General features: G+C 34.7%; 7 protein-coding genes. All 7 read right to left on the reverse strand.

Annotated elements, in window-relative coordinates; translation table 11 throughout:
* On the reverse strand, positions 1–253 hold a 253-nt coding region (locus ACEW8U_RS06785; RefSeq protein WP_373521283.1), incomplete at its 3' end, for a hypothetical protein.
* Between the two features lie 194 nt (positions 254–447).
* A complete protein-coding gene (locus ACEW8U_RS06790; protein ID WP_373521284.1) occupies positions 448–654 on the reverse strand; it encodes a helix-turn-helix domain-containing protein in 207 nt (68 codons plus the stop codon).
* Between the two features lie 3 nt (positions 655–657).
* Positions 658–1194 (reverse strand): DUF2975 domain-containing protein, encoded by a 537-nt coding sequence (locus tag ACEW8U_RS06795; protein WP_373521285.1) that lies wholly within the window; start codon positions 1192–1194, stop codon positions 658–660.
* Positions 1195–1379: 185 nt separating this feature from the next.
* Positions 1380–1718, reverse strand: a complete 339-nt coding sequence (locus ACEW8U_RS06800; protein WP_373521286.1) for a GNAT family N-acetyltransferase — start codon at positions 1716–1718, stop codon at positions 1380–1382.
* A 177-nt stretch (positions 1719–1895) separates the two neighbouring features.
* A complete protein-coding gene (locus ACEW8U_RS06805) occupies positions 1896–2357 on the reverse strand; it encodes a PIN domain-containing protein (protein ID WP_373521287.1) in 462 nt (153 codons plus the stop codon).
* Positions 2311–2568, reverse strand: coding sequence for a DUF6364 family protein (locus ACEW8U_RS06810; protein WP_373521288.1), 258 nt, complete (start codon positions 2566–2568; stop codon positions 2311–2313). Before ACEW8U_RS06810 ends, ACEW8U_RS06805 begins: the two co-directional genes overlap by 47 nt.
* A 141-nt stretch (positions 2569–2709) precedes the next feature.
* Entirely contained in the window at positions 2710–3300 is a 591-nt protein-coding gene (locus ACEW8U_RS06815) for a DUF6624 domain-containing protein (RefSeq protein WP_373521289.1), read from the reverse strand.
* Positions 3301–3915 lie beyond the last annotated feature (615 nt).

Genomic DNA, 3915 nt, shown 5'->3' on the forward strand with positions numbered 1-3915 from the left:
CCTTCAACTCATCCACAAAGTCTTCCATGATTTGAAATCCTTCTCTTGAACTCATTTTCTCTATGGTGAAAAAACTTTTCCAGTTATTTTCGATTTCTTCTAACACTTCATCCCAAAAACCAAAATCATCCATGTCATCCAAATCCAGGACACTTTTATATTCCAAAGTGTCGGTATTGACATAAACTTTCATCCCACATTGAAGTTCCTGTGAGATATCGAATACCTGTTTTTTGGCCAGTTGCTTTGTCATGGTAAAAAGATTATAGTATAAAGTTATAAAATTGAATGTAACCAAACTATTGATTTCTATTCAAAACGCATAAGCTCACAAATATCCACAAATATCAAGCACGCCTACGGACTGCAGGTATCCATAAATATCTAAAAAATAAGGTTCAACGGACAATTTATTTTTAGGATAAATACCATTTTCAAAAAGATATATCACCCCTCCACAAACTCCAATATATCCCCCGGCTGACAGTCCAAAACTTTGCAGATGGCTTCCAAGGTGCTGAAGCGGATGGCTTTGGCTTTTCCTGTTTTCAGGATTGACAGGTTGGATAGGGTGATGTCCACTTTTTCGGACAACTCGTTCAGTGACATTTTCCGTCTGGCCATCATCACGTCGAGATTAACGATTATAGCCATAGTCTAAACAGTTAAATCGTTTTCATTTTGAATATCTACCCCTTTTTTGAAAATAGTCGCTATAATATAGATTACAGCCCCCATCAAAATAAACGCTTGATTGTCTGCCCAAAATTGGTTCAAGTTGTTAGTTACAAACCCATGTTTCATTAAATTTTTAGCAAACTGGTTGGCGATGTAACCCAACAATCCAATTGAAAGGGTATAATAACTCATTTGCAAAATTTGATGCGAAACAAAAGTGTTGAATGGTTTTGACAAATCCATTTTGTGCATTAACCTGATAACAATGTAAAATAGGTAGGCCTTTAAAATTGAAATGGACAGTATTAAGCTATAGGTTGCGAAAAAAACCAATTTACTGTCTTCATACATTTTCTTTAAGTCCAACTTTTGGTAAAGATTCTGGACAAATTCAGGCCTATACAGACTGAAAAAGAAATTTACCAGCAAGCCACCTGCTTCAATGCACAAACCGACAAAGATGGCCCAAGCCACAATGAGGAGGACTTTAAATACGAAGTTATTTGTTTTTGACATTTTAGATAAAATTAATGTGATGTAGCAAACATCGGTAAATATTTATTGAAAAACAATAAATATTTTATGTTATTAGAAAAATAAGTTATTAAGACATTTTATCCCTCTTCCATATTTATATAAATTGACTCCTCTGAAAAATCATGGTTAAGAAAAGGGTTTACTAATAAACGTTCAAGGGCATTTTACTTTGTATTGTAATGTCCGTCGTTGAAGTCAAGCTGCTTTGCCATCTTATAGTTAATGATTTCTACGTCATTAATAATCTTTGTCTGAGGTGCGATTGTTTTAAAACCATTTTTTAGAAAAAAATTTTTGGCAGTTTGGCTAACGTCTGAATTCAGAACAGTTCCTCCCCTCTTAATTGCTTCTTTTTCGATTTTAGAATAAAGTTTGTCTACGATACCTTTTCTTTGGTGGTCTTTGTGAACATAAAGGAAGTCCAAATAATTATTATTCTCCATTGAAGCGAAGCCAACTATTTTGTGATCCAACTCAGCAATAAAAAAATATTGTGAAGTCAATTTATCTGTTCATCGTTGGGTGTTTTTAATGGAAGAAGTCCAAGCTTTTATTTGTTCAGGAGAATGGTCGTCCTTGCAAATTGTCGAAATGGTGCCCTCAAACAATTTTTGCAGTTCAGGCAAGTCGGTAATTTTTGAAAGGCGTATTGATATTTTCGAATTATTCATTGTCTGCTTTCATTTATTCAGGCTATTTAAATACTCTTGAGGGCTTAGAACAGGAATATCTGACATTTTAAAATCTTTTCCATTTCTGGTGTTCAATATATTACAATCTGTTGCAATAGCACAGTAATGTTGAAGCGCATCCTCAAAATCAGAGAAACTTGATGCCAATCCTTGATTGATGATTTTATCGGTCAGGTCAGCCGTTTCGGCAATGACTTTGAACTTTCTGATTTTATCTTTTACCAACTCTTTATCTTCAAACTTGGATAATAAATAAAAAATAGTGGAGTATGTTAAAGCTGATACTGCTAAATGTATTCTACCCTTATCCGAGAGGGTTGCAATCGTGGCAGCAGACAGATAAAATGGTTCGCACTCACCCAATAGATCCATTACCAATTTGTATCCAAAAAAAGTTTGTCCATCATTTGTGTTTTTCTGATAGATAATCTGAATATGCTTTTTTATCATCAAAATCAGCAGGAATGCTGACCCCTGTCCTCATACTCTTGACAAAAGGTGAGATCTCCCTATCGTCATCCAATTGGGGATTTTCTCTTTCTGTCAACGTTTTAAGATAAGATTCAATCATTCTGGAAAGACTTTTTTGGTGTGATGCTGCATATTCTTTTGCTTTGTCTATCACATCCTTATCGAGTTTCAATGTTAATTTGGAATCCATATTTAAGTTCTTTTATACGTATAAAAATAAAAAATCAATCCGTATTTAATAAAAGTTTCTTTAGAGTATAAAAATAACAAAAAAGCAAATGCTGAGATTTGGTTTAAATGGTAATTACCTCTATCCTAAATATCCTTCATTTTACTTTTGAATGTTTTTTAACATCAATTCCTTATACATCTCTATGGGCATCATTCCGATTTCCATTCTTCGATGATCCAAATTGTCCAAATCCTCCGTTTCAACCAATGTCACGGTTCCACCTACTGGATCAACATCTGAGAATTGGGTACCATACAATTGTTTCTCACCACTGTTCATTTTGATCCTATCATAAAGGTAAGCGTAACTTTGGCCATCCATGTCTCCCTTCTTGACTGCATTTTCAATATTTGATAATTGATCCTTCTGCCAACCTGTTTCACCATCTGCATGTTGGATCATCAGGAATACGCCATGCATGGCATCCTTTCCAACCATCTCTTTGGTAGGAAACCCGTACTCCAAAAAAATTTCCTTTAACCTATGCCTGTTTTTAGAATCTACCGGGGAGAACCCGTCACCTTCCTGGGTGATCTCATCTTTATTCAGTCCATACTTTTCAATAAGATCCTCCATCATATTTCCCCGAACTGCTTGGTCATCCACAAACATTTTAATCAGTTCCAACTGTAGATCGGCATTCTTCACTACATAGGGTTCTATATTTTCACAGACCTTCACGTCTTTCATTTACAGAGCGAATAAGTCACTCTTGCATATTTCCTGAAGTTGTTCAGCATTCATGTCATTTAAGATTGAATCGATTTTATCTTGCTTTCCAAGCTCATGAAGTGATTTCAGTCCAGTTATCAAAAACTTATAATCAATTTTACGGTTTTGGACCAGTAGCGAATCAAATTGAGTTTCCACTAATTGATGATCATTGTTCCATGAAGAAGAAATCATCCTCCAGCCCAACCTCCATTGTTCAGTTTCAGATAAGTTGGTTCGCTTTTGGGATTCAGATCATGATACCGTGAGGATGATTAAAAATATTAGCTTGAGGATTTTCATGTTTAGAGGTTTTTAACTTTTATTTAAATCTTAGGCTTGTTTTTAAAGGCACTTCCACGAAGCCCACTGCCACACTAGCAGCGGAAAGACTGGCGGAAAGGCAAAACAGAAATTCTCTTTGAGTTTACATTGTGATAGCAACGAATTTAAAGAATCGATTTTCCTTCTATGAAATTATTTTCTGGTTTTGAATTCTGAAATTTAATCTCAATTGAATAAGTTTTTTGTTTAATTCACCCATTTCTTCAGTACCAATATTTCCAAGTTTTCCAATAACCAAACTTTTTTCTA

The sequence above is a fragment of the Aquiflexum sp. genome (assembly GCF_041751335.1).
In the GTDB taxonomy this organism is placed as follows: domain Bacteria; phylum Bacteroidota; class Bacteroidia; order Cytophagales; family Cyclobacteriaceae; genus Aquiflexum.